Origin of the sequence: Kaistia defluvii (assembly GCF_026343955.1) — a bacterium.
GTDB classification, from domain to species: Bacteria; Pseudomonadota; Alphaproteobacteria; order Rhizobiales; family Kaistiaceae; genus Kaistia; species Kaistia defluvii.
Window position 1 is genome coordinate 86,028 of the sequence record NZ_JAPKNI010000005.1, and the last position, 26,797, is coordinate 112,824.

24 protein-coding genes and 1 other annotated feature are annotated in these 26,797 nt (G+C 65.1%); of the genes, 10 read left to right on the top strand and 14 right to left on the bottom strand.

Annotated features, from left to right (window positions below):
- Positions 1-8: 8 nt before the first annotated feature.
- A complete protein-coding gene (gene ssb / locus OSH10_RS14150) occupies positions 9-512 on the bottom strand; it encodes a single-stranded DNA-binding protein (protein ID WP_266332465.1) in 504 nt (167 codons plus the stop codon).
- 286 nt (positions 513-798) lie between these two features.
- On the opposite strand from ssb, the gene uvrA reads away from it, so the two are divergent.
- Positions 799-3,726, top strand: coding sequence for an excinuclease ABC subunit UvrA (gene uvrA / locus OSH10_RS14155; RefSeq protein WP_266332466.1), 2,928 nt, complete (start codon positions 799-801; stop codon positions 3,724-3,726).
- A gap of 66 nt (positions 3,727-3,792) precedes the next feature.
- Here the strand turns inward: uvrA and OSH10_RS14160 are convergent, their stop codons facing one another.
- The 5 genes from OSH10_RS14160 to OSH10_RS14180 form a co-directional block, all read right to left on the bottom strand.
- Positions 3,793-4,119: a hypothetical protein gene (locus OSH10_RS14160; RefSeq protein WP_266332467.1), complete on the bottom strand. Its 327-nt coding sequence runs from the start codon at positions 4,117-4,119 to the stop codon at positions 3,793-3,795.
- A complete protein-coding gene (locus tag OSH10_RS14165; RefSeq protein ID WP_266332468.1) occupies positions 4,116-5,003 on the bottom strand; it encodes a DUF2092 domain-containing protein in 888 nt (295 codons plus the stop codon). The genes OSH10_RS14160 and OSH10_RS14165 overlap by 4 nt, the downstream gene beginning before the upstream one ends.
- A gap of 200 nt (positions 5,004-5,203) precedes the next feature.
- On the bottom strand, positions 5,204-6,223 hold the full coding sequence (locus tag OSH10_RS14170; RefSeq protein ID WP_266332469.1) for an ABC transporter permease: 1,020 nt from the start codon (positions 6,221-6,223) through the stop codon (positions 5,204-5,206).
- 19 nt (positions 6,224-6,242) lie between these two features.
- Positions 6,243-7,781, bottom strand: coding sequence for a sugar ABC transporter ATP-binding protein (locus OSH10_RS14175; protein ID WP_266332470.1), 1,539 nt, complete (start codon positions 7,779-7,781; stop codon positions 6,243-6,245).
- Positions 7,782-8,178: 397 nt separating this feature from the next.
- Positions 8,179-9,138, bottom strand: coding sequence for a substrate-binding domain-containing protein (locus OSH10_RS14180; RefSeq protein ID WP_266332471.1), 960 nt, complete (start codon positions 9,136-9,138; stop codon positions 8,179-8,181).
- Between the two features lie 328 nt (positions 9,139-9,466).
- Between OSH10_RS14180 and OSH10_RS14185 the strand changes: the two genes are divergently transcribed.
- The 3 genes from OSH10_RS14185 to OSH10_RS14195 all read left to right on the top strand — a co-directional run bounded on the left by OSH10_RS14185 (position 9,467) and on the right by OSH10_RS14195 (position 12,295).
- Positions 9,467-10,654 (top strand): GGDEF domain-containing protein, encoded by a 1,188-nt coding sequence (locus OSH10_RS14185; protein ID WP_266332473.1) that lies wholly within the window; start codon positions 9,467-9,469, stop codon positions 10,652-10,654.
- 159 nt (positions 10,655-10,813) lie between these two features.
- The gene (locus OSH10_RS14190) at positions 10,814-11,596 is read left to right on the top strand and encodes an LOG family protein (RefSeq protein WP_266332474.1); all 783 of its coding nucleotides are present in this window, start codon (positions 10,814-10,816) and stop codon (positions 11,594-11,596) included.
- A gap of 72 nt (positions 11,597-11,668) precedes the next feature.
- Positions 11,669-12,295: a LysE family translocator gene (locus tag OSH10_RS14195; RefSeq protein WP_266332475.1), complete on the top strand. Its 627-nt coding sequence runs from the start codon at positions 11,669-11,671 to the stop codon at positions 12,293-12,295.
- A 158-nt stretch (positions 12,296-12,453) separates the two neighbouring features.
- On the opposite strand, the gene OSH10_RS14200 is transcribed toward OSH10_RS14195, so the two are convergent.
- Together OSH10_RS14200 and OSH10_RS14205 are read right to left on the bottom strand one after the other, a co-directional pair.
- Positions 12,454-12,789 (bottom strand): hypothetical protein, encoded by a 336-nt coding sequence (locus tag OSH10_RS14200; protein WP_266332476.1) that lies wholly within the window; start codon positions 12,787-12,789, stop codon positions 12,454-12,456.
- Between the two features lie 135 nt (positions 12,790-12,924).
- The gene (locus OSH10_RS14205) at positions 12,925-14,406 is read right to left on the bottom strand and encodes a SulP family inorganic anion transporter (protein ID WP_266332477.1); all 1,482 of its coding nucleotides are present in this window, start codon (positions 14,404-14,406) and stop codon (positions 12,925-12,927) included.
- A gap of 74 nt (positions 14,407-14,480) precedes the next feature.
- Positions 14,481-14,536, bottom strand: a sequence feature (sul1 is cis-regulatory element that is thought to sense ions involved in sulfur or methionine metabolism; They are found in Alphaproteobacteria).
- A 174-nt stretch (positions 14,537-14,710) separates the two neighbouring features.
- Here OSH10_RS14205 and OSH10_RS14210 point away from each other — a divergent pair.
- Together OSH10_RS14210 and OSH10_RS14215 are read left to right on the top strand one after the other, a co-directional pair.
- Entirely contained in the window at positions 14,711-15,493 is a 783-nt protein-coding gene (locus OSH10_RS14210; RefSeq protein WP_266332478.1) for a VOC family protein, read from the top strand.
- Between the two features lie 375 nt (positions 15,494-15,868).
- Complete coding sequence (locus OSH10_RS14215) at positions 15,869-16,615, top strand: DUF2189 domain-containing protein (protein WP_266332873.1); 747 nt, start codon at positions 15,869-15,871, stop codon at positions 16,613-16,615.
- 138 nt (positions 16,616-16,753) lie between these two features.
- On the opposite strand, the gene OSH10_RS14220 is transcribed toward OSH10_RS14215, so the two are convergent.
- Positions 16,754-17,341 (bottom strand): hypothetical protein, encoded by a 588-nt coding sequence (locus tag OSH10_RS14220; RefSeq protein ID WP_266332479.1) that lies wholly within the window; start codon positions 17,339-17,341, stop codon positions 16,754-16,756.
- A gap of 268 nt (positions 17,342-17,609) precedes the next feature.
- Between OSH10_RS14220 and OSH10_RS14225 the strand changes: the two genes are divergently transcribed.
- The 3 genes from OSH10_RS14225 (at position 17,610) to OSH10_RS14235 (ending at position 21,291) form a co-directional block, all read left to right on the top strand.
- The gene (locus OSH10_RS14225; RefSeq protein WP_266332480.1) at positions 17,610-17,762 is read left to right on the top strand and encodes a DUF1127 domain-containing protein; all 153 of its coding nucleotides are present in this window, start codon (positions 17,610-17,612) and stop codon (positions 17,760-17,762) included.
- A gap of 197 nt (positions 17,763-17,959) precedes the next feature.
- Positions 17,960-19,369 (top strand): methylenetetrahydrofolate--tRNA-(uracil(54)-C(5))-methyltransferase (FADH(2)-oxidizing) TrmFO, encoded by a 1,410-nt coding sequence (gene trmFO, locus OSH10_RS14230; protein ID WP_266332481.1) that lies wholly within the window; start codon positions 17,960-17,962, stop codon positions 19,367-19,369.
- Between the two features lie 167 nt (positions 19,370-19,536).
- Positions 19,537-21,291 carry a radical SAM protein gene (locus OSH10_RS14235; RefSeq protein WP_266332482.1) on the top strand — a complete coding sequence of 585 codons (1,755 nt, stop codon included), beginning with the start codon at positions 19,537-19,539 and terminating at the stop codon, positions 21,289-21,291.
- Between the two features lie 42 nt (positions 21,292-21,333).
- Here OSH10_RS14235 and OSH10_RS14240 read toward each other — a convergent pair whose 3' ends face one another.
- From OSH10_RS14240 to yajC, 5 genes are all read right to left on the bottom strand, one after another.
- On the bottom strand, positions 21,334-22,176 hold the full coding sequence (locus OSH10_RS14240) for a phytoene/squalene synthase family protein (protein ID WP_266332483.1): 843 nt from the start codon (positions 22,174-22,176) through the stop codon (positions 21,334-21,336).
- Positions 22,177-22,189: 13 nt separating this feature from the next.
- A complete protein-coding gene (locus OSH10_RS14245) occupies positions 22,190-22,588 on the bottom strand; it encodes an Mth938-like domain-containing protein (protein ID WP_266332484.1) in 399 nt (132 codons plus the stop codon).
- A gap of 6 nt (positions 22,589-22,594) precedes the next feature.
- Entirely contained in the window at positions 22,595-23,533 is a 939-nt protein-coding gene (secF, locus tag OSH10_RS14250) for a protein translocase subunit SecF (RefSeq protein WP_266332485.1), read from the bottom strand.
- Positions 23,534-23,555: 22 nt separating this feature from the next.
- Positions 23,556-25,157 (bottom strand): protein translocase subunit SecD, encoded by a 1,602-nt coding sequence (gene secD, locus OSH10_RS14255; protein ID WP_266332486.1) that lies wholly within the window; start codon positions 25,155-25,157, stop codon positions 23,556-23,558.
- Between the two features lie 66 nt (positions 25,158-25,223).
- On the bottom strand, positions 25,224-25,562 hold the full coding sequence (gene yajC, locus OSH10_RS14260; RefSeq protein WP_266332487.1) for a preprotein translocase subunit YajC: 339 nt from the start codon (positions 25,560-25,562) through the stop codon (positions 25,224-25,226).
- 324 nt (positions 25,563-25,886) lie between these two features.
- Between yajC and OSH10_RS14265 the strand changes: the two genes are divergently transcribed.
- Positions 25,887-26,771, top strand: a complete 885-nt coding sequence (locus OSH10_RS14265) for an ATP-binding protein (RefSeq protein ID WP_266332488.1) — start codon at positions 25,887-25,889, stop codon at positions 26,769-26,771.
- Positions 26,772-26,797 lie beyond the last annotated feature (26 nt).

A 26,797-nucleotide genomic window follows, 5' to 3' on the forward strand; every position in this document is an offset into this window, starting at 1 on the left:
GGAAAATCCTAGAACGGGATGTCGTCGTCGAGATCGGCCGCGTAGGACGAGGTGGCTGCCGGCTGGCGAGCCTGGCCGCCGCCGCGCGGGGCCTCGAGCGGGCTGGAGCGGCCGAAATCGCTGCCGCCGCCCTGATACTCAGACTGCTCGCCGCCGCCGGAGCGGCCGTCAAGCAGCGTCAGCTCGCCGCGGAAACGCTGCAGCACGATCTCGGTGGTGAACTTTTCGGCGCCGGTCTGGTCCTGCCATTTGCGCGTCTGCAGCTGGCCCTCGACGTAAACCTTGGAGCCCTTCTTCAGATACTGCTCGGCGATCTTGGCGAGGTTCTCGTTGAAGATCACCACGCGATGCCACTCGGTCTTTTCCTTGCGCTCGCCGCTCTGCTTGTCGCGCCAGCTCTCCGACGTCGCGATGTTCAGATTGACGACCGACTCGCCCGAATTCATGCGCCGCACTTCCGGGTCGCGCCCGAGATTGCCGACGAGAATGACCTTGTTGACGCTTCCGGCCATGGTCTGTTCCTTCTTGCCTCTTTGCTGGCCCCAAACTATCCCGAAATGACACGGCCCGCCCGCGACAATCGGGCCTTGTCCACCAGACAATCGCTGCCCGGAGGCGCGCGGAGCCCTTCGTTCCCTTTTTGTTCTAGACAATTCATGCCGAACTGGCAAGATCCCGTCAGGTGAATCACCCGAATGCCGCGACAATGACGGCCTGCTCCTTGTATGGAGAGGCCGATAGCCTAAATCTGGGCCTTGGCGTCTCGACGCCAACCCCATCCATTTGGACAGACGACACATGGCTCAGCATGATGACGCGCGGCTTTCCGGCGCGACCTCTGGCAAGTTTATTTCCGTCCGGGGCGCGCGCGAGCACAATCTGAAGAATATCGACATCGATATTCCGCGCGACAAGCTGGTGGTGCTGACGGGGCTGTCCGGCTCGGGCAAGTCGTCGCTCGCCTTCGACACCATCTATGCCGAAGGCCAGCGCCGTTATGTCGAGAGCCTCTCGGCCTATGCGCGCCAGTTCCTCGAAATGATGCAGAAGCCGGACGTCGACCAGATCGACGGTCTGTCGCCCGCCATCTCGATCGAGCAGAAGACCACCTCGAAGAATCCGCGTTCGACCGTCGGCACGGTCACCGAGATCTACGACTACATGCGCCTGCTGTTCGCGCGCGTCGGCATCCCCTATTCGCCGGCCACCGGCCTGCCGATCGAGAGCCAGACGGTCAGCCAGATGGTCGATCGTGTCCTGGCGCTGCCCGAGGGCACGCGGCTCTATCTGCTGGCGCCGATGGTCCGCGGCCGCAAGGGCGAGTACAAGAAGGAACTGGCCGAGCTGCAGAAGAAGGGCTTCCAGCGCATCAAGCTGGACGGCGTCTTCTTCGAGATCGACGAGGCGCCTGTCCTCGACAAGAAGCTGAAGCACGACATCGACGTGGTCATCGACCGCATCGTCGTGCGCGGCGATATTTCCGCGCGTCTGGCCGACAGTTTCCAGACCGCGCTCGAATTGGCCGACGGCATTGCGATCGCCGAATATGCCGACGAGAAGGACGAGAAGGGCAATGAGCGCCGTGTCATTTTCTCGGAAAAGTTCGCCTGCCCCGTTTCGGGCTTCACCATCACCGAGATCGAGCCGCGGCTGTTCTCGTTCAACAACCCGTTCGGCGCCTGCCCGGAATGCGACGGCCTCGGTTCCGAGAAGAAGATCGACCCCGATCTCGTCGTGCCGGACGGCTCCGTCTCGCTGAAGCAGGGCGCCGTCGCGCCCTGGGCCAAGTCGTCCTCGCCCTATTACGCGCAGACGCTGGAGGCGATCGCCCGGCACTACAATTTCAAGATGACGGCGCCCTGGGACGAGATTCCGGAAGCGGCCCGCAACGCCATCCTGTTCGGCACCGGCAAGGGCGAGATCGAGTTCGTCTATAATGACGGCACCCGCTCCTACAAGACGCAGAAGTCGTTCGAGGGCGTGGTCACCAATCTGGAGCGCCGCTGGCGAGAGACGGAATCGAACTGGGCGCGCGAGGAGATCGAGCGCTACCAGGCCTCGACGCCGTGCAAGGCCTGCGGCGGCGCGCGGCTGAAGCCCGAGGCGCTGGCGGTCAAGATCGCCGGCAACCACATCGCGCAGATCTCGCAGATGTCGATCCGCAACGCCTACAAGTGGTTCGAGACGCTGCCGGCCGAGCTGAACGACAAGCAGAACGAGATCGCCGTCCGCATCCTGAAGGAGATCCGCGAACGGCTCTCCTTCCTGGTCGATGTCGGCCTCGACTATCTGATGCTGTCGCGCAATTCGGGCACGCTTTCGGGCGGCGAGAGCCAGCGCATCCGCCTGGCCTCGCAGATCGGCTCCGGCCTCACCGGCGTGCTCTATGTGCTGGACGAGCCGTCGATCGGCCTGCATCAGCGCGACAATGAGCGGCTGCTCGAGACGCTGCGCCATTTGCGCGACATCGGCAATACGGTGCTCGTCGTCGAACATGATGAGGACGCCATCATGACGGCCGATTATGTCGTCGATGTCGGCCCGGAAGCGGGCGTGCATGGCGGTCAGATCATCGCCAAGGGCACCCCGGCCGAGGTGATGGCCAATCCCAACTCGCTGACCGGCAAGTATCTGACCGGCGAGCTCTCGGTCGAGGTGCCGGAAAAGCGCCGCGCGATCTCCAAGTCTCGGAAGATCAGCGTCATCGGCGCGCGCGGCAACAATCTGAAGAATGTCTCGGCCGATATCCCACTCGGCACCTTCACCTGCGTGACGGGCGTCTCGGGCGGCGGCAAGTCGACCTTCCTGATCGATACGCTCTACGCCGCCGTGGCGCGGCGGCTGAACGGCGCGCACATCCATCCGGCGCCGCATGACCGCATCGAGGGGCTGGAGTTCATCGACAAGATCATCGACATCGACCAGTCGCCGATCGGCCGCACGCCGCGCTCCAACCCGGCCACCTATACCGGCGCCTTCACGCCGATCCGCGAATGGTTCTCCGGCCTGCCGGAAGCCAAGGTGCGCGGCTATGGCCCCGGGCGCTTCTCGTTCAACGTCAAGGGCGGCCGCTGCGAGGCGTGCCAGGGCGACGGCGTCATCAAGATCGAGATGCACTTCCTGCCGGATGTCTACGTCACCTGCGAAGTCTGCAAGGGCAAGCGCTACAGCCGCGAAACGCTGGACGTGAAGTTCAAGGGCAAGTCGATTGCCGACGTGCTCGACATGACGGTCGAGGAGGCGCACGAATTCTTCCAGGCCGTGCCCGGCATTCGCGACAAGATGGCGACGCTGCAGGAAGTCGGCCTCGGCTACGTCAAGGTCGGCCAGCAGGCGACGACGCTTTCCGGCGGCGAGGCGCAGCGCGTCAAGCTCGCCAAGGAACTGTCGCGCCGCGCCACCGGCAAGACGCTGTACATCCTGGACGAGCCGACGACGGGCCTGCATTTCCACGATGTCGCCAAGCTGATGGAAGTGCTGCATTCGCTGGTCGACCAGGGCAACACGGTCGTGGTCATCGAGCACAATCTCGAGGTGATCAAGACGGCGGACTGGATCATCGACATCGGCCCGGAGGGGGGCGACGGCGGCGGCGAGATCGTCGCGACCGGCACGCCGGAGCAGATCGTCAAGGAGCCGCGCAGCTATACCGGCCACTTCCTGAAGCCGGTGCTGGACAAGGCGCGCGCCGCCAACCGCAAGCGCAAGGCCGTCGCCGCCGAATAGGCACCACCCCCGCCTTCCCGGTCTCCAGGCGGCGCGCCGCCGCCTGGCTCATCCTTGCCGGGATGCCTAGACGCAGCGCCAGAACACCCGGCCATAGGCATCGACGACGCGCACGCAACCGGGCCGGGGCGCCACGGCATAGGGCGCCGCCACATAGGCCCCACCGGCATAGGCGCCGCCGACGACCGCCCGGCGCGTGGTCCGGCGCGCGACGCCGGCATAGCTGAGCGGCGTCAGCGGACGGCCGATGACGGCCTCGGCGCGGCTGACCAGACCGAAGCCCGGCATGTGCGGTGCCGGCGCCTCGGAGATGAAAAGTGCGGCGAGGCCAAGGGTCAGCGCCGCGAAGCGGATGGCCGGGCGCGCCGCCCGGGTTTGACGGATCTCTGTCATTTGCTTTCTCCCGAGGTCGCGGCCCCCTTGGCGGATGTCATGTCGTTCGGCATCGCGCCGCTGGGCGGAATCTCGTCGATGCCGGCCAGTTGCTGGAACGCCACCTTCCTGGCATCCGCGGGCGGATTGAAGGTGAAGGTGCCGGCCGGGAATTGCGTGCCGCTGTGCCAGTCGGTGATGCGGATCGTGTATTGCGGCGCGGCGCCAACGGTCTTGCTGGTGATCACCATCTTGCAGGGAACCGGCCGTTCGCCGACCTCGACCCAGAGCTGCCAGTCGGTGTCGTGGTTTCGGAAAGCGACATGCTCGCAGGCGACGCCATTGATGACGCCCCGGCCGATATGCTTGGCCTCGACCACATCGGCCATCAGCGCGTTGAAGGAGTCCGCGATCATCAGGTCCGCCGCCGGCAGGTCCAGCATCAGGTCGCCGCGCAGCTTGTCGATGGCCTCGTCGATCGACCCTTTCACCGGCTCGGTGGCATAGGCATTGGTGTTCCTGTCGAAGACCGTGACGCTCTTGCCGTCGAACAGGAGTTCGACATCGGCATAGCCGCCGGTGCGGCTAAGACGGAACGCATCGGGGCGGTGGATCTGCGCCTTGCCGGAGCTGTTGAACTGGAGCTTCTCCATCTGCGGCGTGACGACTTCCAGTTCGCTGTCGAAGGACAGCGTGATGTCGGTCTCGCCGCCGACATACCGCGCCATGTCCTTGACGATCTCGATCGCCTCCTGCCGGTTCTGGTCGGCGGCAGCGGCGGCCTCCGTGGCGTCCTGCGCCCAGGCGGGCGTGAAAGAGGCCAGCGTCATCGCGATCCCCGCCACCATCGCCATCCGGCGGCCCCGGCCCCACCCCTTTGGGGGCGTACATGCATGCTCGAGCATTGCTTCCTCCTCCAGGACGCAGGCGGTCCGGCAGGGATCCCTCATCCCGGAGGCCGCCCGGCCGGCCGAATGCTACCACAGGTGGCGGCCGGCTTTCGTTCGACTTCCCGTGATCGATCCGGCATCACGCGGCGGGGCAAACGAAAATGGCCGCGCAAGGCGCGGCCATTTCTCCATGTGCGGATCGAAGGCTGGCCGGATCAGGCCTTGCGGCGGCGCGACTTGGCGAAGGTGTCGAATGCCACGGCCAGCACGATGATCACGCCGATGATGATCTGCTGGATGTAGGACGAGACGTTCATCAGCACGAGGCCGTTGAGCAGGACGCCGATCAGGATCGAGCCGATCACCGTGCCGAAGATCGTGCCAGCGCCGCCGAACAGCGAGGTGCCGCCGATGACGACCGAGGCGATGACGGTCAGCTCATAGCCCGTGCCCGCGACGGCCTCGGCCGAGTTCAGGCGCGCCGACAGAACGAAGGCGCCGAGGCCGGCGAAGAAGCCCATGATGACGTAGACGCTGCAGATCACCCAGTTGACGTTGAGGCCCGATAGTCGCGCCGCCTCCGGATTGCCGCCGACAGCATAGACCTGCCGGCCATAGCGCATGTAGCGCAGCGCGATATGGGCGAGCAGCGCCGCGACCAGGAAGATGATGACCGGAACCGGCACCGGGCCGATCTTGCCCTGGCCCCACCAGGTGAAATCAGGCTGGAAGCCCGAGATCGGGCCGCCGGCCGCGAACAGCAGCGCCGCGCCGCGGAACACCGACATGCCGCCCAGCGTCACCACGAAGGGCGGCACCTTGAGCTTGGTGATGGCCAGGCCCTGCAGCAGGCCGCCGCAAACGCCCACCGCGATCGCCGCCAGCGCGGCGAGTTCCCAGCCCCAGCCGATCGCACCCTCGCCGATCGTGAAGCGATCCTGCATGCCGCCCTTGGCGACGGCGGCGGCAACCAGCCCGGCGAAGGCCAGCAGCGAACCGACCGAAAGGTCGATGCCGGCCGTCAGGATGACGAAGGTCATGCCGATCGCGAGCAAGCCGGTGATCGATACCTGCCGCATCACGTTGAACAGGTTGATCGACGACATAAAGCGCGGTTCCAGCACCGCGAAGATGATCATCAGCGCGATCAGGAAGATCAGCGGCGCAAAGCGCGCCAGCATACCGAACCAGTCGACGCGCGCGCTTTCCGCCGTCACTCTCTGTGCGTCCGTCATTAGGATGTCCCTTGTCTTGTCACGCTGCTCGGCTGGCGGCGCTGAGCGTCATCATGGTCATGAGTTTTTCCTGGGTCGCGTCGGCGCGCATCGTCTCGCCGGTGACGCGCCCTTCGCGCATCGTGACGATCCGGTCTGCGACCGCGAGAACCTCGGGAAGTTCGGACGAAATGGCGATGACGGCGATGCCGGTTTTCGCCATTTCGAAAAGGAGATTGTGCACCTCGACCTTGGCGCCGATATCGATGCCGCGTGTCGGCTCGTCGACGATCAGCACCTTGGGCCGCAGGGCCAGCCAGCGGGCGAGAACGACCTTCTGCTGATTGCCGCCCGAGAGGTTGCCGACGGCCTGGTCGCCACTGGCCATGCGGATGTTCAGCAGTTGGCGATATTCCTCGACCATGTCGCGCTCCTTGCGCTCGTCGACGAACAGGCCGAAGCGGCCGATGCGGTCGAGGGCGGCAATGGAGAGATTGGTGCGGATCGCCTGCGCCAGGAACAGCGCCTGCTGCTTGCGATCCTCCGGCACAAGGCCGATGCCACGCCGGATCGCGTCGCGCGGCGAGTGGATCTCGACCGGCTCTCCGTCGATCAGCACGCGGCCGGAATCGAACGGGTCGGCGCCGAAGATGGCGCGGGCCATCTCGGTGCGGCCGGCGCCGACGAGACCAGCGATACCGAGGATCTCGCCGCGCCGCACATGTAGCGAAACGTCTTTCAGCTCGGTTGCATGCGGATCATGCGCCGTGCGCAGCCGGGTCAGCCCCTCGACGGCGAGCGCGACGGGACCCACCTCGCCTGCCTCACGATGCGCATAGAGCGCGTTCACCTCGCGGCCGACCATCAGGCGGATGATGCCGTCGATCGTCGTCTCGCTGACCTTGCCGGCGCCGACATTGCGGCCATCGCGCAGGACGGTCAGGCGATCGCAGATCTCGATCACCTCCTCCAGGCGATGGGTGACGAAGATGATCGAGATGCCTTCGGACTTGAGCTGGCGCACGATGCGGAACAGCTTCTCGACCTCGGCGGAGCTGAGCGCGGAGGTCGGCTCGTCCATGATGATGACGCGCGACTGCATGGAAAGCGCACGGGCGATCTCGACCATCTGCTGCTCGGCGACCGAGAGATCGCGAACCAGCGTCATCGGGCTGCGCTCGAGGCCGATGCGGCGGATCAGCTTCAGCGTCTCCGCTTCCATCTTCGGCCAGTTGATGAAGAAGCGCGGGCCGGGTTCGCGGCCGATGAAGACGTTCTCGGCGATCGTCATGTCGGGCGCGAGCGTGAACTCCTGGTAGATCGTGACGATGCCGAGCTTCTGGGAGTCCTGCGGCGATCCCAGCGTCACGGTCTGGCCGTCAAACTGGATGGTGCCTCGATCGGGCGACTGGGCGCCGGCGAGGATTTTCAGCAGGGTCGATTTGCCGGCGCCATTTTCGCCGAGCAGAGCGTGGATCTCGGCGGGCGCGACCTCGAGATCGACGCCATCGAGCGCCTTGACGCCGGGAAAGCTCTTGGCGATGCCGGTCATCTTCAGGAGGGGTTGCGGATCGGTCATCGGTAATCGCTTGCGATGGAGAAAGGGAACGGCGCGCCCTTGGCCGAAGCCGGACGAGACGAAAACGAAAGATCAGTCCGGCCCGACGGGCCACCGCTTCGGTAACGCATCAGGATAGTCATCCCGGCGAAGGCCGGCACCCATGGTTCCGGCACCCGGGGTCTGGCGGAGCGAGGCTTGGTCTTGGCGGCGTCTCGGCGGGCGCCGCCGGTATTCACGGGTCCCGGCCTCCGCCGGGCGACGAACCTTGCGTGCTGGCATTCCGCGTGGCGGTACCGGCAATCGCGCGCCTCTCCGGGGGAGAGGCGAAAAGAGCCGTCCGATGAACCGCAGTCGCCTGCAGAGACGGCGAAGGCGCTCCACGCCGAAGCACGGAGCGCCTTGCCAGCGTAGAAGGCTACTTCAGTTCGCCGAGGCGCTCGGCGATGTCGAGGTTGTCCTTGGTGATCGCCACCGGCGTCAGCAGGGTCAGGGGCTCGGCCGGCTTCTTGCCGTCCTTGATGAAGGCGACGAGCGTGTCCACGCCCATGGCGCTCTGCTTGCCCGGGAACTGCTCGATGGTGGCCGTCAGCCCGCCGTCGCGCACCTGGCCGAGCGCTTCCGGAAGCGCGTCGAAACCGATGATCGCGATGCCGGACATATTGCGGCCCTTGACGGCCTCCATGGCGCCCAGCGCCATGTCGTCATTGGCGGCGACGATCACCTGCGGGGCTTCCTTCAGCGCCGAAAGGGCGGCTTCCGTCACCGACAGGCCCTTGGCGCGGTCGAAACCGGCGGTCTGCTCGAACACGATCTTGTACTTGTCGGCGGCCTTGTCGAGAATGTTGTGCAGACCCTTGTTGCGGTCGATGGCCGGCGAGGCGCCCGACTGGCCCTGCAGGTTCACGATGTTCGCGCCATTCGGGTAGAGCTTCATGATCAGCTCGGCCTGGGCCTCGCCGCCCTTGACGTTGTCGGCGCCGATATGGGCGAGGATGCCCTCGACCTGCGCGACGCGACGATCCACGGTGACGACCGGGATGCCGGCCTCGACGGCCTGCTGCAGAGCCGGCGCCATGGCGTCGACTTCGTTCGGGCTGATGACGATGCCCTTCACGCCGCGCGCAATGGCAGCCTCGACGTCGGCGGTCTGCTTGGGCGAGGAAACCTGGCCGTCGCTCTCGATCGCGGTGACGCCCTGCTTCTCGGCTTCAGCCTTGAAGGCGTTCATCATATGAACGAAGAATGGGAACGTCAGGCCGGGGACCGAGGTCAGGATCTCGATCTTCTCCTGGGCAACGGCGGGTGCCGGTGCAGTGGACATCGCAGCGAGCGAAATCGCGCCAGCGGCGAGCAAGGACCGTGTGAAATTCGACATTTAGTTCCTCCCATGCCCTCTTCGAAACGGGGCTGAAGGAGAACATGCCGCAGGTTGGTGCGAGTCACAAATGAAATTATGAACTTTGCACGCGTGGTGCAAAATTAAGGCAGCCGAACTCCGACGCCGGCCAGCCGGGCCAATTTCTTCCGTTACGGAGGGCGACTTCATGGGCGATGGAACCTTGCGTCACCCAGTCATGGACACTCTTTCGCGGCGATGCCCGAATGCCGGCTGGCAATCCGGGACTCGCCAGCCTAGACAATCGAGGCAGGAACCCATCCCTGTTCCCATCCGCATTTGAACGATCGGCGCAGGCTACAGATCCATGACCAGCCCGCTTCGAGAGATCCAGCTCTTCAGCCTGCTCAGCCCGACGATCGCCCTGATCTTCGCGATGGCGCTGTTCATTGCCTGGCGCCAGTTGCGGCAGCATCGCTACATCCTGATCCTCAGCCTGTCATTCACCGCCTTCGCGGCGGGCGCCCTGTCCCAGATCCTGGCCATCCCGCGCGATATCGGCCTCAACACCGTCTCTTCCGCGCTCCTCTACACCACAGCGGCGCTGGGCATCATCGAGGCGTGCCTGGCACGGCTGAAGCGACGCCCCGGCCTGATATTCACGGTGCCGATCGCCTGCGTGATCATCGCGCTGATCGCCTATTTCTTCTATGTCGACCGCAACCTGCTGATCCGCGTGTACGTCCTGAACTTCGGCTACGGCGTGCTGTTCTTCGGCGCGGCGCTGCTGATGGGGATCCCGCGCCGACAGCGGACCACGGACGTGATCCTGTTCACGGCAATCCTGGTCTTCGGCATCCAGTTCTTCCTGCGGACGCTGATGACCACCGACAGCAGCATCGCCGGCCTCGACGCCAGAAGCTTCTCCGCAACGATGTTCTGGATCGCGCTCAACTTCTCGCTGATCCTGTTCGGCGTCATCCTGGGTCTGACCTTCCTGACGGCAATCGTCGGCGACGTCATCCGCAGCCTGAACGCGGCCAGCGAGACCGACCCGCTGACCGGCGCCGTCAACCGCCGCGGTTTCGACCGTCTTGCCGCAGCGATGCAACGCGATGCGCGGCAACGCCCCATGGGCCTGATCCTGTGCGATATCGATCGCTTCAAGCAGATCAACGACACCCACGGCCATCCGTTCGGCGATACCGTCCTGACCAGCTTCAGCGAGTTGCTGCGCCAGAATGTGCATGAGGGCGATGTGGTTGCCCGCCTCGGCGGCGAGGAGTTCGCAATCGCCAGGCCGCATTGCGACCTGCCCGCCGCACACGCCTTCGCCGACCATCTGCGCCGCGCGATCGAAGCGGCGAAGCCCGGCGGCATCCTCGTCACGGCGAGCTTCGGCGTCGCGCAATCCGAGCCGGACGAAGATCTCGGGACCCTCCTGGAGCGTGCAGACACGTGGCTCTACGCGGCCAAACGCGGAGGCCGGAACCGGACGGTTTCGGGACACCCCGAGGTCGCACCGGCAGGATTGGAGCCGGTTGACGCCCCATAGGGCGCCAGCCGTTCCTCCCACTCGCTCGGATCGGGCGGGCAGACGACATGCGGCATGCGGTCTCTTTCGGGCCTCCCGGGCGGCATCGGCGGCTCCTGTGCTATCTCCCGCCCTGCCGGCGCGGCATACTCCCCGGACGATTCATGATGCGATGACGAGATGACTGAAAACAAACCCAACACGCCCCAGATGGAATCCCCCTCCTACCGCCTTCCCGCGCTCGACCAGGATTTCCTGCTCAGCGATTCCATGCGCGGCGTGCGGTTCCTGCTCGAATATGCCAAGGCCGAGCTGGCGCTGCGCCAGTGGGGCGTTCGCTCCACCATCGTCGTTTTCGGCAGCGCCCGGGTCGGCGAAGGCGGCAACGGCCATCATGCGAACTGGTATGACCAGGCACGCGCCGTCGGCCGCATCGTCTCCGAACGCGGCGGCGCCCTCGTTAGCAACGGCACGTTCCGCGACAATGTCATCGCGACGGGCGGCGGCCCCGGCATCATGGCGGCGGCCAATCGTGGCGCGGCCGATGTCGGCGCGCCCTCGGTCGGCTTCAACATCACCTTGCCGCACGAGCAGGAGCCGAACGCCTATTCGACGCCGGAACTGACCTTCCGCTTCCATTATTTCGCGATGCGGAAGATGCACCTCGCCATGCGCGCCAACGCGCTGATCGTCTTTCCGGGCGGCTTCGGCACCTTCGACGAGATGTTCGAGCTGTTGACGCTGCGCCAGACCGGCAAGTCGCCGCCGATCCCGATCGTACTGTTCGACAGCGCCTACTGGAAGCGGGTGATCAATTTCGAGGCGCTGATCGAAGAAGGCATGATCGGGCGCAAGGACCTGGACCTGTTCGTCTATGCCGAGACGGCGGAAGAGGTCTGGCAGAAGCTGACCGACGCCGGCGTCGGCCTGCATGCGGGCGAACAGGCGAGCGACGGTCCCTAGGCGCCCGTCCGTTCGCGGCATAATCTGGCCGGCGAGACGGAGCCCCTGCTTCGTCAGCCGGGGGATTCATCCATGACGCCGCTCGCCGCGCTCTTCGCCATTCTCGGCGCCCTTCTGGTCGGAGCGATCAGCCCGGGCCCGAGCTTCGTCTTCGTCGTGCGCACCGCGGTCGCGCAGTCTCGCGCCGACGGGCTGGCGGCGGCAGTCGGCATGGGCGTCGGCGCGGCGACGTTCGGCGCGCTCGCCCTGCTGGGCCTGCGCACGCTGATGACCGAGGCAGCCGGGCTCTACATCGTGCTGAAGATCGCCGGCGGCGTCTATCTGCTCTATCTCGCCTACCGGATCTGGCGCGGCGCCAGGGACCCCGTCGAGGTTGCCCGCAACGGCACCGGGAACGGATCCAATCTCGGCCGGTCCTTCGGCTTGGCGCTGGCGACGCAGATGAGCAATCCGAAAATCATCGCCGTGTTCGGCGCGGTGTTCGCCGCCCTGCTCCCGGCTGATCGGCCGCTCTGGCTCGACCTCGCTCTGCCGGCGCTGATCTTCTTGCAGGAGACCGGCTGGTACGCGCTCGTCGCCCTCGCCTTCTCCTCGTCGAGGCCGCGCGCCCTCTATCTCGGCGCCAAGCTCTGGATCGATCGTTTCGCCGGCGCCGTCATCGGCGCGCTCGGCATCCGCCTGATCCTGGAGGCGCGTTAACGGACGGCTGACGGGGTGTTAACAGGAGTGCGCCCGGTCGAGGCTATGCCCGCGCGAGGCAAAGGCCCTCCGGCGTTCCAGGCGCAGGATGCTCGGGCGCACGAAATCGTCTTCGCCGGCGCGCCCGGAGGGCGCCGGCGAAGACAAGCTCAGAGAGCTTAGTAGCCGGCCATCCGGCGGTACTGGGCAGCGCGGGCGGCAGCCTGCGAGGCCGGCACCAGGGCGTAACCGCGATTGCCCATGCAGGCCTCGGCTTCACGCAGCGCGGCATTGTCGCCCGGCGCGCGCACGCAATCGGCACGGTCGGCCGCGAACTGGTCGGCGAGCGCCGGATTGGCGCGGCCGCTCTGGCCATCCTTGCGGACCCAGGTCAGGGGTTCAGACGAGGGCGCGGACAGGCCGGGAGGCGCGGAAACCTGAACGGGCCGCGATACGCAACCAGCCAGAGCGACAGCGGCCAGCACGGCGACCAGTGCGGGAAGTCTATGATTCATGGGGGATTTCTCTGTTCAAAGCGTTTCGTTCGGTTGCCGACGCCGGACGCGACGTTGCATGGACGGTGAAGTTTAGCAGGATTGTGACGGAGATGCGACCGAGCAACCCACACAGCGTGGAGTGGTGTTCCGACGTCAATGGACCGGAGCCGAAACAGTTCCGTCCTTGTCGTGCTGGCCAAAGCGCTCGACCATGGTTGAGCTTGCCTCGTTGAGGCCGATGACCTCGACGAGCCGGCCCCGTTCCCGGGCCTTGAGCACGACCCTGTCCAGCGCCGAAATGGCCGAAATGTCCCAGAAATGGGCGGAATGCACGTCAATGACGAGGCGCTCGACGTCTTCCTGCAGATCGATCGATTCCCCGAAGGTGCCGGCGGAAGCGAAGAAGATCTGTCCTTCGACGCGATAGGTGCGTGTCCGGCCATCCTCGGAAAGCGTCGAGGTGACACGGCTCAGGCGCGCGACCTTGCCTGCGAAGAATACTCCGGAGAGCAGCACACCAACCAGGACACCCTTTGCGAGATCGTGCGTGGCGAGGACCGTGGCAACCGTTGACAGCATGACGATCGAAGACTGCCAGGGATTGCTGCGCAGCTTGACGATCGACTGCCAGGAGAAGGTGTTGACCGACACCATGATCATGACAGCGGTCAGCGCCGCGACGGGCACCATCGCCAGCACGTCCTGAAGCGCCACCAGCAGAACCAGCAGGAACAGACCCGCCACCAGTGTCGACAGACGGCCCCGCGCGCCCGAAGAGACATTGATGACCGACTGGCCGATCATGGCGCAACCGCCCATGCCGCCGAACATCGCCGACGCCATGTTGGCGATGCCCTGCCCCGCGCATTCGCGGTTCTTGTTGCTTCGCGTATCGGTCATGTCGTCGAGAAGCTGCGCCGTCAGCAGCGATTCAAGCAGGCCAACCGCCGCCAGCGTCAGGGAAACCGGCAGCAGGATGCGCAGCGTTTCAAGCGTCAGCGGCACTTCCGGCAGTCCGAAGCTCGGCAAGGTCGAAGGCAATTCACCCAGCTGGGCAACGGTCCGGACGTCGATCTTGAAGATAACAGCTACGGCCGTAACAACGATGATGGCCACAAGCGGCGACGGCACGGCGCGCGTTACCCGCGGCAGCAGGTAGATGATGCCAAGCCCCAGGGCGATCAGGCCGTAGGTGGCGGTCGGAACATTGATGAGTTCAGGCAACTGCGCCATGAAGATCAGCACGGCGAGCGCGTTGACGAAGCCCGTCATCACCGACTGCGACACGAAACGCATGAGGCGGCCAAGCCTGAGCACGGCCGCCAGGATCTGGAAGACGCCCATCAGGATCGTGGCGGCGAACAGGTACTGGATGCCGTGATCCCGAACGAGACTGCCCATCAGGATGGCGGTGGCCGCCGTCGCGGCGGAGATCATGGCGACACGACCGCCCGTAAAGGCGATGACGCAGGCGATCACCACGGACGCGTAGAGCCCGACCTTCGGGTCGACGCCGGCGATGACAGAGAAGCCAATCGCTTCGGGGATCAGGGCCAAGGCCACGATAAGGCCCGACAGGATGTCGCCGCGCAGGTTCGAAAACCATTCGCGACGGATGGTGGATGTGTTGATCATGGGATGAGGTGCTTCGCGGCAGACGCGGAGGAGCGCAACGCATGGGCTGCGGGAGCCGTCCGTATTGCAATCTGCGTTGTCCGGCGGATCGGCGGCCGGAAGAGCCACCCGGATTTTCACCGGGTCCAGTCGAATACTCTCCTCATATCCCCAGACGGAAAGCGGATGCAACAGCATCGACGTCGATCTGTCCCACGAGCCTCCCTCTGTTGCGCTGCAGGCACTATTGCGGCGCGGCGAGCACGCAATTCCGCTACGGCAGCATCTCGTGTAGGGTGGAATTCCCCAACGGAAGGAGGCGCGAATGACCGGTCAGGCTAGCCGTTTCGTCTGGTACGAACTCATGACCACCGACCCCGCAGGTGCCCGACTGTTCTATGGCTCGGTGGTCGGCTGGGGCACGCGCGACGCCTCGCAGCCCGGCATGGCCTACACGCTCTTCACCGTTGGCGAGAACCCGGTCGCCGGACTGATGGACCTGCCGGGGCAGGCCCGCAAGGCAGGCGCCCCGCCGAACTGGATCGGCTACGTTTCTGTGGCGGATGTGGACGCCGCCGCCGCCAGGGCGGCCAGCCTCGGCGGCGCCGTGCATGTGCCGCCAGCCGATATCCCGCAAGTCGGCCGTTTCGCCGTCGTCTCCGATCCGCAGAAAGCCGTCTTCACCCTGTTCAGCCCCCTGCCGATGCAGGTGCCACCCGAGGATCCGGAGCCCGGCACGCCCGGTCATATCGGCTGGCACGAGCTCTATGCAGAAGACTGGCAAAGGGCCTTCGAATTCTACGCGGCCATGTTCGGCTGGCAGAAGGGCGAGCCGATCGACATGGGCGATATGGGAACCTACCAGCTGTTCACGACGGCAAACGGCTCCATGCCGATCGGCGGCATGTTCGACAAGCCCCGGCACATGCCGGCGCCGTTCTGGCTGTTCTACTTCAACGTCGATGACATCGACGCGGCCCTGACGCGGGTCGATGGCGGGGGCGGCAAGCGGCTCAATGGCCCCATGCAGGTGCCGGACGGGGATTGGGTCGCGCAATACATGGACCCGCAGGGCGCCATATTCGCACTGGTGGGCAAGCGCGCCTGACGGAAAGAGGTCGGGCGCCTGTCTGGCCGTCCCCTGGCAGCTCCGATCAACGCGCCATCCGGCGTGCGGATCGAAGCGGCGAGGCGGGCCCGGACCGCGGCCGCTCGGCGGCAACGCCGACGGTTTCCAGGGGCCGTCGGCAGCGGCCGGCCGGATGCCCCCCGAAATCGTGATCGCCCGGGCGTCGCTTCTGCGCTATTCTGCCGCAGAGTGCATCGTGGCGCTGCGGGGCCTGCGATCGACCTTGGTCTTTGGCGGCGTTCCGATTGCTCAATCTTGGGGGCAGAGCAGGAGAACACGCTCATGGCCGCGCAAATGAGTGACTATTCCACCCACTCGCATCTGATCACCGGCTCGACCTCGCCCGAAACGGCGATGCCGGTTGTCCGCAAGATCACGGTAGCCGACCTTTGGGATGCCTTGCGACTCGGCTGGAACGATTTTTCGGCCATGCCGACGCACGCCATCTTCCTGGTTGTGATCTACCCCGTCGTCGGCCTGCTGATCGGCCGGGCCGTGTTCGGCGCCGATATCCTCCCCCTGCTCTTTCCGCTGATGGCCGGCTTCGCCCTGCTCGGTCCGTTCGCGGCCCTCGGCCTCTATGAACTGTCCCGCCGTCGCGAGCAGGGGCTGGATGTCTCGCTGCCCGAGATCCTGGAGGTGCGTCATTCGCCGTCGATCGGCGCGATCCTGATGCTCGGCATCGGGCTGGGCGTTGTGTTCTTCGTTTGGATCGCCGTCGCCAACGCGATCTACATCGCCAATTTCGGCTATACGCCGGCAGCCTCGATGCCCGACTTCCTGCACCGTGTGCTGACGACCCAGGCCGGCTGGACGCTGATTCTCGTCGGCAACGGCGTCGGCTTCCTGTTCGCGCTGATGGTTCTCACCGTCAGCGTCGTCTCGTTCCCCTTGCTGCTCGATCGCGATGTCGGCCTCGCCCCGGCGATCCTGACTTCGATCCGCGCCGTGCTGGCCAATCCGGGCGTCATGGCGCTCTGGGGGCTGATCGTCGCCATCTCGCTCGCGATCGGCTCGATCCCGCTGTTCTTCGGACTGGCCGTCGTCATGCCGGTGCTGGGTCATGCGACCTGGCATCTCTATCGCAAGGTGGTCGTCTAAAGCGGCCCCTTCAGAGCGAAGCAGCCGATCTCCGGCCCGAGAGGGAGCCAGCCGGGATTCAGATTTCGCACGTACAACTGATGCGGGGCTGCGGAACTCCGCATCGGACGCGGCGGATGGGCACCGGCTGACGCTCCCTCAGCCGCGCCGCCCGCCCTCCCGCTTCCAGACGTCGAGCGGCTTGATATCGGGCAGCTCCGCATTGGCCCGCACCCAGCTATCCACCACCCACCGCCGGCCGCTCGCCTTCTCGGTAATCGTCGCCGTGTTGTGCGGATAGCGGCCGTCGATCAGGAACCCCCGATTGGCCGGTCGGCCTGCCTTGTGATGCCGAAGCAAGCCATAGCGGTCGAGCATTTCCAGCAGCGTCGTGGTGTTGACTGTTTCGTCGACACAGTCGATCTCGGACAGCGGCGTGAACAGCTCATACGTATCCTTGGCGCCATCCTTCGACGTGCCCGTCGCCGCTCCCGCCTTGCGCTCATACCACTGGTCGGCGCGCGAGATCGCGGCCCGCTCCGCGGCGGGACTGGCCTTGCCGCGATCCAGAATGCGCTTCAGCGTCTGGAGATCGCCGCTCGAGAAGATCACCGGCGAACGCATCTTGCAGCCGTAGCCATGGCAGTATCGGATCTTGACCGGAGCCAGTGACTCCGCCGCGGCGGGCCCGGCCAAAGTCAGGACCAGCAGGACCGCAAGGGTCCCGGGCACTCGTTTCAGTGGCATGCGATTTCCCCATGCGGCTGTCCTTGCCGCGTCAGCGATTCCCGAGATCAGGCTCGATCGTGTCGGGCGCTGCCTCTTTAGGCAATATTGCAGCGCAACATTTAGTCACTCTTGCTTGCTGCTCTGCATCATCCGCAGCGCAGCCATGCGCATTTTCACAGTGCTCGTTTCGAAAGCCTTCCCCTATATTCGGATCAACAAGAGCGGCGGCGACGCAGACGACATCCTCCGCTTCTTCAATTGTCCGATCGTCCGAAGGAAAAAGACCGTGGCTACGAACATCCTCGCTTCCTACAAGAACTGGCGCAAGTACCGCGAGACCTACAGCGAGTTGATGCGCCTTACGTCCCGCGAGCTCAATGACCTTGGAATCAATCGCGGCGACATCACGCAGATTGCCAAGCAGTCGGCCGGTTACTAAACCGATACGGAATTCGCGCGGGAACAAACCTCCTCCCTTGTTCCCTGCGATACGGCGCTAGCGAACCTCCTCCCTCGCGATGCGCCATTCAAAGAAACGCCCGTCGACCTCCTCCCCGACGGGCGTTTTCTTTTGTCCGGACCGAACTGCGAACTGCGCAGTTGTCCGAAACGTTCCGGCGCAATAATCTCCGCGCCATGAAAACAGATCCCATTCACATCATCGGCGGCGGTTTGGCCGGCTCCGAAGCCGCCTGGCAGATCGTCAATCGCGGCATTCCCGTCGTCCTGCACGAAATGCGCCCCGTGCGCGCCACGGATGCGCACAAGACGGACGGCCTGGCCGAACTCGTCTGCTCCAATTCGTTCCGCTCCGACGACGCCAACACCAACGCGGTCGGCCTGCTGCATGCGGAAATGCGGATGGCCAACTCGCTCATCATGCGCATGGGCGATGCCAACCAGGTCCCCGCCGGCGGCGCGCTTGCCGTGGACCGCGAAGGTTTCTCCCAGGCCGTCACCAAGGCGCTCGAAGACCATCCGCTCGTCACCATCGACCGCAGCGAGATCGCCGGCCTGCCGCCGGCCGAGTGGGACAGCGTCATCGTCGCCACCGGCCCCCTCACCTCGCCGGACCTGTCGGACGCGATCCGCGGCCTGACCGGCGCCGATGAACTCGCCTTCTTCGACGCGATCGCGCCGATCGTCTATTTCGACTCGATCAACATGGACATCGCCTGGTTCCAGTCGCGCTACGACAAGGTCGGCCCGGGCGGCAACGGCGCCGACTACATCAACTGCCCGATGGACGAGGCGCAGTACAACGCCTTCCTCGACGCGCTGATCGCCGGCGACAAGGCCGACTTCAAGGACTGGGAAGCCTCGACCCCCTATTTCGACGGCTGCCTGCCGATCGAGATCATGGCGGAACGCGGCCGCGAGACGCTGCGATTCGGCCCGATGAAGCCCGTCGGCCTGACCAACCCGCGCAACCCGACCGTCAAGGCGCACGCCATCGTACAGCTGCGCCAGGACAACGCGCTCGGCACGCTCTACAATATGGTCGGCTTCCAGACGAAGCTGAAATATGGCGCCCAGACCGACGTGCTGCGGATGATCCCCGGGCTCGAGAACGCCCAGTTCGCACGCCTCGGCGGCCTGCATCGCAACACCTTCCTCAACTCGCCGAAGCTGCTCGATCCGCTGCTCCGCCTCAAGGCACAGCCGCGCCTGCGCTTTGCCGGCCAGATCACCGGCTGCGAGGGCTATGTCGAATCAGCCTCGATCGGCCTGCTCGCCGGCCGTTTCGCCGCTGCCGAGCGTCTCGGCGAGGTTCCAGTCGCGCCGCCCGCCACGACGGCCTTCGGCGCCCTGCTCGGCCACATCACGGGTGGGCATCTGGTTGACGAGGAAGCCGGTAGCCGCTCCTTCCAGCCGATGAACGTCAATTTCGGCCTTTTCCCGCCGATCGAGATCCCGAAGGAGCCGGGCGTCAAGCTGCGCGGCACCGACAAGGCCGTCGCCAAGAAGAAGGCATTGACGGCCCGCGCCCGCGCCGACGCCTCGGCCTGGCTCGGTGGCCAGGCGTCGGTCATCGCCGCCGAATAGCCGGCGAAACTCCGGCTGGCGCGCACGGCATTGCCGAAAGCGCCAGCCTTCCGTAAAGTCATCGTCGAAGCCTGTTGAAATGCCCGGTCCGAGAATTCGCATGCGCTAGAACCGCCGCAAGGGGGAAAGCCAGACATGCAGTCCGATGTGCATTGCAGGGCGCGCCCATGAAGCGGCCCTTTCTTCTGCTGTTGATCAAGCCGTCGCATTATGACGACGATGGCTACGTGATCCGCTGGTACCGGTCCTCGATCCCCTCCAACTCGCTGGCGAGCCTCTACGGCCTCGCCGCCGATTGCGAGGCCCGCCAGGTGCTGGGGGAGGATGTCACCATCGACATCCGCGCCATCGACGAAACCAATACCCGCGTCCGGCTGGACCGGATCATCGAGGACTTCCGCCGCAACGGTAATTTCGGGCTGGTCGGCCTGGTCGGCGTCCAGTCGAACCAGTATCCGCGCGCCCTCGATCTCGCCCGGCCCCTGCGCGAGGCGGGCATTTCCGTCGCGATGGGCGGGTTTCACGTTTCCGGCTGCCTCGCCATGCTACCCGACCTGCATGTCGACCTGCAGCAGGCGCTGGACATCGGCGTCAGCCTGTTCGCCGGCGAGGCGGAAAACCGGCTCGACCGCGTTCTGCTCGACGCCGCCGCCGGCACCCTGCAGCCTCTCTACAACTACATGAAGGAACTGCCGAGCGTCGAAGGCACGCCGCCACCCTTCCTGCCGGCCGGCTATGTCGCACGGACCCTGGGCGGCAACACCAGCTTCGATGCCGGGCGCGGCTGTCCGTTCCAGTGTTCGTTCTGCACCATCATCAACGTGCAGGGGCGCAAGTCCCGCCGCCGATCGCCCGACGATATCGAGAAGCTGATCCGCGAGAACCTGGCGCAGGGCATTCACAACTACTTCATCACCGACGACAATTTCGCCCGCAACCGCGACTGGGAGATCATCCTCGACCGGATCATCGCGCTGCGCGAAAAGGAGGGCATGTGGATCGGCTTGATGATCCAGGTCGACACGCTCTGCCACAAGATCCCGAACTTCATCGCCAAATGCAAAAGGGCCGGCGTCAGCCGCGTCTTCATCGGGCTTGAAAACATCAACCCCGACAACCTGATGGCCGCCAAGAAGCGCCAGAACAAGATTACCGAGTACCGCCGCATGCTGCTCGACTGGAAGCACCATGGCATCATCACCTATGCTGGCTACATTCTTGGCTTTCCCAATGACACGCCGGAGAGCATCCGCCGCGACATCGGCATCATCCGGCGCGAACTGCCGCTCGATATCCTGGAGTTCTTCTTCCTGACGCCTCTGCCGGGTTCCGAGGACCACCAGACCCTGCACCGCAAGGGCGTGGCCATGGACAGGGACCTCAACAAGTATGACCTCGAGCATGCCGTCACTGGTCATGAGCGCATGTCGCAGCAGGAATGGGAGGGCATCTACCGCGACGCGTGGCGGTTGTTCTATTCGCCCGAGCACATGCTGACGATCCTGCGCCGCGCGGCGGCGACCGGGGTGCGGACCACCAGCATCATGAAGCTGTTGATGTGGTTCTCAACGTCCGTCGACGTGGAGCATGTCCATCCCTTGCAGGGCGGGGTCGTGCGCTTCAAGGATCGGCTGGACCGCCGGCCCGGCCTGCCGATCGAGCCGATATGGCGCTTCTATCCGCGCCACGCGCTCGAGACGGTCGCCAAGAGCGCCAAGCTGCTTTGGCTGCTCGGCAAGCTGGAACGGCAACGTCGCCGCATCGAGGCCGACCCGGCGAAGGCCAACTACATGGACGCGGCGCTGATGCCGGTGGCCGATGACGAGACCGAGACGCTGGAGATCTTCAACCAGAACGACGCCGCCCGCGGCGCGGTCCGCCACGCCCACAACATCGACGTGCTAACGCATGGCGCGGCTTGAGGGCAGGACCGGCCACCGCGCCGACGGACCCGAGTTCCTCTCCTAAAACCCACCCCGACGCGCGGCACGCCAGAGCCACCATTGCCGCTTCCACTGCGGCGGGTCGATCGTCGTCTGGAACGGATCATAGTCGGATCGGTCCATCAGCCGGAGCATCGGCTCGACGAGCGCGACCGGCTGGAAAGCGGGGAGCGCGACCCGATCGGCATGGGCGAGTGCGGCCCGACCGGCATCGAGGTGCCGCCGCGCCGTCTCGCGCAGATCGGCGAGCAGGGCGAGCAGCTCCGGCGTCGTGCGTCCGGCGAAGATGTCCTCCGCCTTCACCCCGTGCCGTTCCATCAGATCGGTCGGAAGAAATAGCTGCTGACGCCTGGCGTGGAACGGCAGTGCCCGCATCAGCCCCGTGAGCGCCTGCGCCACGCCGGCGTGGCCGGCGGCATCCGCCGTATGCGGATCCTCGCCGCCGGCGAGAATGAGAGCCGCCAACTGGATCAGCACCGAAACCGTCTCGCCGGCATAGCCTTCGAGATCGCCGAGCGTCGGCATCGGATCATTGTAGAGATCGAAGATGTGCGCCTCGATCATATTGTCGAAGGCCGCGCGCGGCAGGTGGTGCAGTCCGATCGTCTCGAGCAGCGCGGCCGCGACAGGGTGGCCGGCAACCTCGCCCCTCGCCTCGCCCGACAGCACGTCGCGCCACCATTGCAGGCGGATCTCGCCCGGCATCGGATCGCTGACGAGGTCGCGCACCCGCACGATCTCGAGATTGAAGGCATGAAGCGCGAAGAGGTAGCGCCGTTTCGCCTCGGGCGCGAACAGATCGGCGAGAAACCGATCACGGTCATGCGCGCGCACTTCATCGGCGCAAAGGGCGAAAACATCCATGAAACGAAACCAATCAGATAACGACGAGCGCCGCCGCGACAGGGCGGCCCTCGGCGAGAAGGATATTGTAGGTGCGGACGGCCGGGCCGGTCGCCATCACCTCAACACCGATCCCGCTTTGCTTGAGCTGCTCGCGCAGGCTCTTGGGGACAAGCGCGACATCCCGACCGCATCCGATCACCAGGAGGGCGATATCGGCCGCTTCGGCGAATACGTCCGACAGCGCCTCGGGCGTGATCTCCGCCGCGCTGCCGACCGGCCAACCATAGATGCCGCTCGGCAGGCAGAGAAGCGAGCCCGGATGCGACATCTCCGCGAAGCGGAAAACCCCTTCGCCATAAACGTCGATCGGCGCCTGACCAGGAAAGTGCTGGTCGCGGAGCGATACGGATGGTCGCGTGAACAGCGCCATGGCGGCTCAGGCCTTGCCAGCCGCCTCCACGTCTTCCTTCTTGGTCATCTGGTCCTGGCGCAGGCCGAAATAGATCAGGATCGGAGCCGCGACGCAGATCGAGGAGAAGATCGCCGCGATCACGCCGAAGATCATGGCCAGGGTGAACGCCTGGATGACATCGCCGCCGAAGATGTAGAGCGACAACAGTGCGATCAGCGTGGTCACCGTGGTGATCACGGTACGACCCAGCATGTCGTTGATCGCGCGATCGATCAGGTCGCCGAGCGGGATCTTCTTGTACTTGCGCAGCGTCTCCCGGATGCGGTCATAGACGACGACCGTGTCATTGAGCGAATAGCCGATCGTCGTCAGGATCGCCGCGAGCGAGGTCAGATTGAATTCGTGCTGCGTGACCACGTAGAAGCCGAAGGTCATCACCACGACGTTCGCAGCCGATATGATCGAACCGGCGGCGAACTGCCACTCGAACCGGAACCAGACGTAGATGGCGATCGCCGCGAAGGTGACCAGCATGGCGAGACCGCCATTATAGGCCAGTTCGCCCGACACGCGCGGACCGACGATCTCGGTGCGGCGGAATTCCGCCTGATCGGCGAGCGCCGCGCGGATCTTGCCAATGGCGGCCTGCTGGGCCTCCTCCCCGCCATCCTGCTGACCCATGCGGATCAGCACCGAGTTGTCGGCGCCGATCGTCTGCACCTGGACGTCGCCGAGGCCAAGCCCATTCAACGTCGAACGCAGTTTGCCGAGATCCGGCTTGGCGTCCTTGGTCTGGATCTCGATGACGGTGCCGCCGAGGAAATCGATGCCGTAGTTCGGCCCGACGGTGAAGAACAGGATGACCGACATGATCGAGAGGAAGGCGGCAAGCGGAAACGTCCACTTCCGCATCCGCATGAAGGGGATCTTGGTGTTGTCGGGAACGATGCGAAGATAAGCCATGGGTTTCTGTCCTCGCTTCGATTCAGAGCGTGATCTTGGTCGGACGGCGCCACCGCACCCACATCGCGACCAGAAGGCGAGTGAAGGTGAACGCCGTGAACATCGTCGTCGCGACGCCGATGGCGTGCGTGACGGCGAAGCCGCGGATCGGGCCCGAACCCAGGTAGAAGAGAACCAGGGCTGCGATCAGCGTCGTGACGTTCGCGTCCAAAATGGTGCCGAGCGCCTTCTGGAAGCCTGCATCGATCGCGGCGATCGCGGATCGCCCGGCTCGATACTCCTCGCGTATCCGCTCATAGATCAGGACGTTGGCGTCCACCGCCGTTCCGACCGTGATGATCACGCCGGCAATACCCGGCAGCGACAGCGTCGCCCCGAGGATCGTCACGATCGAGAAGATCAGGATGACATTGACGATCACGGCGACGTTGGCGATCCAGCCGAGGAAGCCATAGGTCATGACCATGAACGCACAGACGAGCGCCGTTCCGATGATCGCGGCGATCTTGCCGGCGCGGATCGAGTCGGCACCGAGGCCCGGACCGATATTGCGCTCCTCGACGATCGTCAGCTTGGCCGGAAGCGAACCGGCGCGAAGCAGGATCGCCAGGTCGTTGGCGGACTGGATCGAGAAGTTGCCGGAGATCTGGCCGGAACCGCCAAGGATCGGCTGACGGATCACCGGGGCGGTAATGACCTTGTCGTCGAGGACGATCGCGAAGGGGCGGTTGACGTTCTTCGACGTGACTTCGCCGAACACGCGAGCGCCGGCGCTGGAAAGACGGAAGGAAACGACCGGCTCGTTGTTCTGCGAGTCGAACGTCGCCTGGGCGTCCGTCAGGTCCTCGCCAGTCAGGAGAGGCGCTTCCTCAAGCACATAGGGTACCGGCGGAGTATCGTTCGAGTCGACGATGATCGTACCGGGCTTGCGCGTGCCAGCCGTCGGCGAGACGCTGGTGTCGACGAGATGAAAGGTAAGCTGCGCCGTCTGTCCGACCAGGGTCTTCAGACGCTCGGGATCGTCGAGACCGGGGGCCTCGACCAGGATGCGGTCCGAGCCCTGGCGCTGGATCGAAGGCTCGACCGTGCCGAGCTGATCGATGCGGCGACCGATGACCTCGATCGACTGATCGACGATCTGGCGAATGCGCTGGTTCAGACCGGCTTCCGAATAGGCCATCTGGACGAGACCGTCGCTGCCCACGGTCAGGTCGAACTCATTGACGGCGGTCCCGCCAAGCGCCGAGGTGGCCAACTGGTTGCGGAGCGGCTCGAGGCGCTTCTCGACCTCGCCGAGCTGGGACAGGTCGCGGATGCGGAGCTGCACGCCCTGCCCCTGGACGCCCAGGCCGGAATAGCCGATGCGCGGCTCCTGCAGCATTGCCTTGCGGATGTCACCCACGAGGGTGCGCAGGCGCTTCTGCACGTAGTCCTGCTTGTCCACCTCGTAGAGGAGATAGGCTCCCCCCTGGAGATCCAGGCCGAGAACCATTTGCCGTTTCGGCACCCAGCTCGGCCAGGATTCAACGGTTTCCTTCGAGAAGAGATTGGGAAGCGCCGCGAGGAGCCCGACCACAACGACAGTCAGGATCGCAATCATCTTCCAGCGTGTGAAGTGCAGCATGGAAACCGTTCCAGTCGATCTCGGCCCTTAGACGGGCCGTTTCATCAGGGGGAGCTAGAGGCTGGCTTACTCGCCGTCCTTGGCCGGCTCGCCCTTGGCGCGCACATCGGCGATGGCCGCGCGCGAAACGCGAACCCGGACGCCTTCCGCGATTTCCAGCAGCAGTTCGGAATCGTCCACGACCTTGTTGATCTTGCCGATCAGGCCGCCCGACAGCACGACCGTGTCACCGCGGCGCGCGCCCTTGATCATCTCCTGGTGCGCCTTCTGCTTCTGCCGCTGCGGCCGAATCATCAGGAACCACATGATCGCGAAGACGAAGATGAACGGCACGAACTGGATCAGCAGGTCGGCACCACCGGCGGAAGCGCCGGCGGCCTGTGCGAAGGCGGGGGTAATGAACATTGAAGGTTGCTCCCTGTAGCGTTGGCGGGTCCGCTGGTGGCCCGTCCGATCAAGACGCGTGGTTTGCGCCGACCTTCTCATAGGGAGAGACAGCGGTACGCGAAACGGCGCGGAATATAACCACGCGGCAGGCCTTTGCAAATGGCAGCACCGGCATGATAGTGGCGAATGTCGTCCGGAGCCCTCGCTTGCACGCGGGATGCGATCGTCCGGATGGCCGGATGGAGGGATCGCCCCTGCCTCCGCACGACTTCACCCCAGCCGCCGGCGCGCCCTCAACCGTCCCGATACGCGGGATGTGGGGATCGGCCCGAGGAAATGACTGTGACAGAAGATACGCTGAAATCCGTCGCCGATCGTCTTGACCGGCTGATCGCCCTGATCGAGCGCGCCGTCCCGCCGGCACGGCCGGAATTCAACCCTGACGCCGCGGATGCCTTCGTCTGGCAGGCTTCCACCGGCACGCTCCAGCCCGTGCCGAAGGTCAATCGCGTCGAGATGGTGCTGCTCAAGGGCGTCGACCGGGTACGCGACATCCTGGTCGAGAACACCGATCGTTTCGCCCGCGGCCTGCCGGCCAACAACGTGCTGCTGTGGGGCGCGCGCGGCATGGGCAAGAGCTCGCTGGTCAAGGCGGCGCATGCGACGATTAACAGCGCCCCGTCCAAGCTGCCAGGCGGCCATCCGATGAAGCTGATCGAGATCCACCGCGAGGATATCGACAGCCTGCCGGAACTGATGAGCCTGGTGCGCGGCCTCGACCGACGCTTCATCCTGTTCTGCGACGACCTTTCCTTCGACAATGACGACACGTCCTACAAGTCGCTGAAGGCGGCGCTGGATGGCGGCGTCGAGGGGCGTCCGGAGAATGTCGTGTTCTACGCCACGTCGAACCGGCGCCATCTGCTGCCGCGTGACATGATGGAGAACGAGCGCTCGACGGCGATCAATCCCGGCGAGGCGGTCGAGGAGAAGGTGTCGCTGTCGGACCGCTTCGGCCTCTGGCTCGGCTTCCACAAATGCAGCCAGGACGACTATCTCGCCATGGTCAACGGCTATGCCGAGCATTTCGGGCTGAACGTGGCGCCGGAGGTTCTGCGCGCCGAGGCGCTGGAGTGGTCGACGACGCGCGGCGCGCGATCGGGCCGCGTCGCCTGGCAGTACGTGCAGGATCTGGCGGGGCGACTTGGGGTCGCTCTTACGGGCTGAAGCCGCCCCGCCAGTATTAGACCGGA

What these genes read in the sequence shown, in the direction of transcription:
- ssb (WP_266332465.1), bottom strand. Translation starts at nt 512, where the DNA reads ATGGCCGGAAGCGTCAACAAGGTCATTCTCGTCGGCAATCTCGGGCGC.
- uvrA (WP_266332466.1), top strand. Translation starts at nt 799, where the DNA reads ATGGCTCAGCATGATGACGCGCGGCTTTCCGGCGCGACCTCTGGCAAG.
- OSH10_RS14160 (WP_266332467.1), bottom strand. Translation starts at nt 4,119, where the DNA reads ATGACAGAGATCCGTCAAACCCGGGCGGCGCGCCCGGCCATCCGCTTC.
- OSH10_RS14165 (WP_266332468.1), bottom strand. Translation starts at nt 5,003, where the DNA reads ATGCTCGAGCATGCATGTACGCCCCCAAAGGGGTGGGGCCGGGGCCGC.
- OSH10_RS14170 (WP_266332469.1), bottom strand. Translation starts at nt 6,223, where the DNA reads ATGACGGACGCACAGAGAGTGACGGCGGAAAGCGCGCGCGTCGACTGG.
- OSH10_RS14175 (WP_266332470.1), bottom strand. Translation starts at nt 7,781, where the DNA reads ATGACCGATCCGCAACCCCTCCTGAAGATGACCGGCATCGCCAAGAGC.
- OSH10_RS14180 (WP_266332471.1), bottom strand. Translation starts at nt 9,138, where the DNA reads ATGTCGAATTTCACACGGTCCTTGCTCGCCGCTGGCGCGATTTCGCTC.
- OSH10_RS14185 (WP_266332473.1), top strand. Translation starts at nt 9,467, where the DNA reads ATGACCAGCCCGCTTCGAGAGATCCAGCTCTTCAGCCTGCTCAGCCCG.
- OSH10_RS14190 (WP_266332474.1), top strand. Translation starts at nt 10,814, where the DNA reads ATGACTGAAAACAAACCCAACACGCCCCAGATGGAATCCCCCTCCTAC.
- OSH10_RS14195 (WP_266332475.1), top strand. Translation starts at nt 11,669, where the DNA reads ATGACGCCGCTCGCCGCGCTCTTCGCCATTCTCGGCGCCCTTCTGGTC.
- OSH10_RS14200 (WP_266332476.1), bottom strand. Translation starts at nt 12,789, where the DNA reads ATGAATCATAGACTTCCCGCACTGGTCGCCGTGCTGGCCGCTGTCGCT.
- OSH10_RS14205 (WP_266332477.1), bottom strand. Translation starts at nt 14,406, where the DNA reads ATGATCAACACATCCACCATCCGTCGCGAATGGTTTTCGAACCTGCGC.
- OSH10_RS14210 (WP_266332478.1), top strand. Translation starts at nt 14,711, where the DNA reads ATGACCGGTCAGGCTAGCCGTTTCGTCTGGTACGAACTCATGACCACC.
- OSH10_RS14215 (WP_266332873.1), top strand. Translation starts at nt 15,869, where the DNA reads ATGCCGGTTGTCCGCAAGATCACGGTAGCCGACCTTTGGGATGCCTTG.
- OSH10_RS14220 (WP_266332479.1), bottom strand. Translation starts at nt 17,341, where the DNA reads ATGCCACTGAAACGAGTGCCCGGGACCCTTGCGGTCCTGCTGGTCCTG.
- trmFO (WP_266332481.1), top strand. Translation starts at nt 17,960, where the DNA reads ATGAAAACAGATCCCATTCACATCATCGGCGGCGGTTTGGCCGGCTCC.
- OSH10_RS14235 (WP_266332482.1), top strand. Translation starts at nt 19,537, where the DNA reads ATGAAGCGGCCCTTTCTTCTGCTGTTGATCAAGCCGTCGCATTATGAC.
- OSH10_RS14240 (WP_266332483.1), bottom strand. Translation starts at nt 22,176, where the DNA reads ATGGATGTTTTCGCCCTTTGCGCCGATGAAGTGCGCGCGCATGACCGT.
- OSH10_RS14245 (WP_266332484.1), bottom strand. Translation starts at nt 22,588, where the DNA reads ATGGCGCTGTTCACGCGACCATCCGTATCGCTCCGCGACCAGCACTTT.
- secF (WP_266332485.1), bottom strand. Translation starts at nt 23,533, where the DNA reads ATGGCTTATCTTCGCATCGTTCCCGACAACACCAAGATCCCCTTCATG.
- secD (WP_266332486.1), bottom strand. Translation starts at nt 25,157, where the DNA reads ATGCTGCACTTCACACGCTGGAAGATGATTGCGATCCTGACTGTCGTT.
- yajC (WP_266332487.1), bottom strand. Translation starts at nt 25,562, where the DNA reads ATGTTCATTACCCCCGCCTTCGCACAGGCCGCCGGCGCTTCCGCCGGT.